Origin of the sequence: Sphingobium chlorophenolicum, from assembly GCF_000722875.1 — a bacterium.
Lineage (GTDB): Bacteria > Pseudomonadota > Alphaproteobacteria > Sphingomonadales > Sphingomonadaceae > Sphingobium > Sphingobium chlorophenolicum.
The window spans coordinates 1-2,626 of the sequence record NZ_JFHR01000118.1 but is presented as its reverse complement, the minus strand read 5'-3'; the positions used below and the strand labels follow the sequence as shown (position 1 = coordinate 2,626).

Sequence of the window (2,626 nt, the reverse complement as noted above, 5' to 3'; positions counted from 1 at the left end):
GTAAGCGGTAAAAATCCCCCACATGGCATTTGAGGCGGTTCTGTAATTTGGGATGGTCAGGCGGCGCTTGCGATGCCGTTCAGTTCGAACGAAGCTTGCGCGGCATTGGTGTCGACCCAGTTGTACGGCAACAGATCGTCGATCGGATCGGTGTCTGCGCGGGTGATGATCCGGGCCAGGACATCGCAGAGATAGGCGTAGGGATTGATGTCCAGCATCTTGCAGGTTTCGACCAGCGAGGAGATCGCTGCCCAGTTTTCGGCGCCGAGTTGGTGGCCGGTGAAGAGTGCATTTTTTCTTTGGAGAGTCACCGGCCTGACGGCCCGTTCGGCGGCATTGTTGTCGATCTCGATCCTGCCGTCGTCGAGGAACCGGGTGAAGCCCGCCCAGCGTTTGAGCGCATATTTCATCGCGTCGCTTGTTGCTGATCCAGCCATCATGCGCGGTGCGGTGGCGGCGAACCAGGCATGGAGCTTGTCGACCAGTGGACGGGTTCGCTCCTGCCTGACGGCAAGGCGTTCCTCGGCCGTGCGCCCGCGGATTTCCTTTTCGATGCCATAGATTTTGGCGATGCGTTGCAAGGCGTCCTGCGCGACCGGGGCGTCGGGACCTGCATCGACGAACCCGCGTCGCAGGTGCGCCCAACAGTAGGACTTGGTGACGCCGACGTCGGCGCTATCATCCTTGCCGAACTGGTCATAGGCTTGCCAGGCATCGACCTGCAGGAGGCCCTGATATGACCCGAGCAACTGCTTGGCCCACATTTTTCCGCGTCCCGGCATATAGGTGTAGAGCGCCAGAGGCGGATCGGTGCCGGCATGCGCGCGATCGTCGCGTACCATGACCCACATATAGCCGGTTTTCGTCTTGCCCGTTCCCGGCGCCAGCACCTTGACCGTGGTTTCATCGACGAACAGGCGGGCGCTGGCAAGCGCATCGGCGCGCATCCGGTTGGTGATCGGCATCACCGCAGCGATGCCGCGACCAACCCAGTTCGCCAGAGTGGCGCGGCTGATCTCGATGCCTTGCCGGGCGAGGATCTTCGATTGACGGTAAAGCGGCAGATGGTCGCAATATTTGTTGATCAGAACATCAGCGATCAGCGCTTCGGTCGGCAAGCCGCCCGGCACTACATGCGCCGGGGCCGATGCTTGGCGAACGCCGTCGCTACAGCAGCGGCAGGCATAGCGGGGGCGGATCGTCACCATCACGCGATGCTGGGCCGGGATGATGTCGAGCCGTTCGGAACGGTCCTCACCGATCTTGTGCAGCGTTCCGCCACAGGCGCATTCCAGGCTTTCGGGCTCGATCACTGTCTCGAAGCGCGGCAGATGGGCCGGCAGCGATGCGCGCTCGGCATCCGGAGCCCGTCGACGACGCGGCCTGAGGCCATGACGTTCGGCTTCCTCGGCCGCCTTGTCCTGCAAGCCATCGGCTTCGCCAAGAGCGACGTCCTGGTCTTCCAGCGTCAATGCCAGCTGATCGACCGGGAGCTTTTCCGAACGCTTGCCGAAGGTCGAGCGGTTGATCAGCTTGAGGATATGTTCGAGCCGCGCCGCGCGAGCGCGCTCGGCCAGCACCATCGCCTTGAGCTGCTCCACATTGTCGGGAAGCTCGTCATATCCAGCCTCCGGGCCGGTCTCGACAGGGGGTTCGGGATGCGCCGCCACGCCCGCATTCTAGCCGGTTTCGCACGTCTGGGAACACCTCTGCGCCAGACAGAATCAGGCGTGCGATCTACTGTGCATGAAGGGGTTTTGGCACGCGCGGCACATGCACACGCGACCAGTCCAGCCCCTCGAACAGCGCGGAAGCCTGGGCCGCCGACAGCTTCATGACGCCGTCTCCCGGACGGGGCCAGCGGAACTTCCCATCCTGCAACCGCTTCGTCACGAGTACGAGCCCGGTGCCATCCCATACGAGCAGTTTTATCCTGTCCGCTCGGCGTGCCCGGAAAATAAACACCATGCCAGAGAAGGGATTGAGGCGCAGTTCGTTCTGCACCAGCGAAGCGAGGCCCACCATGCCCTTCCTGAAGTCTACGGGCTGCGTCGCGACCAGCACCTTCAGCGGTCCAGGCGGGATGATCATGTGTTCACCTGCACGGCCAGGAGTACCCGCTCAATGTGATCGGCATCCACGTCGGAGGGGATGCGGATCGACAGCCCGCGCGTCTCGATGACGATCTGCCCGTCAGACCTCTCAGCCACGGGCACCGAAGAGACGGTAGGCGCCGGTGGTCCGGAAGATGTCGACGGCACGGGAGATGGCGACGGGGCTTCGATCACTGCCGGGACAAAGCCCATCCCCTCGGCACGCTCCCTGAAACGCCCCCGCCAGTTATAAAGTTGTTGCGGGAGCATCCCGTGACGCTGGGCGACTTCGGCCACATTCGCCCCTGCCTTGAAGCTCTCCTCTATGATCCGCGCTTTCGCCGCCGGCGTCCATCTGCGGTTGCCATTCGACAAGGGAATGACATCAAGGCGGGCAACCTTGCCTGTCCTCTCACCCCTTTCAGTTTCGAAACTGGTTTCGACATTGTCACTCATCGTCACCTCGCAAATGCAAGGATCACCATCTACCAGATCGCCAAATCATGAAAATGTGGGGGATTTTTACCGCTTAC

General features: G+C 62.1%; 3 protein-coding genes. All 3 read right to left on the bottom strand.

Features of this window, described 5'->3' with window-relative positions:
* Positions 1-56: 56 nt before the first annotated feature.
* Positions 57-1,583 (bottom strand): IS66 family transposase, encoded by a 1,527-nt coding sequence (tnpC, locus tag BV95_RS22465; RefSeq protein WP_051749948.1) that lies wholly within the window; start codon positions 1,581-1,583, stop codon positions 57-59.
* Between the two features lie 154 nt (positions 1,584-1,737).
* Positions 1,738-2,091, bottom strand: coding sequence for an IS66 family insertion sequence element accessory protein TnpB (gene tnpB, locus BV95_RS22460; protein WP_037457561.1), 354 nt, complete (start codon positions 2,089-2,091; stop codon positions 1,738-1,740).
* A complete protein-coding gene (tnpA, locus tag BV95_RS22455) occupies positions 2,088-2,549 on the bottom strand; it encodes an IS66-like element accessory protein TnpA (protein WP_051749947.1) in 462 nt (153 codons plus the stop codon). The genes tnpB and tnpA overlap by 4 nt, the downstream gene beginning before the upstream one ends.
* Between the last annotated feature and the right edge of the window lie 77 nt (positions 2,550-2,626).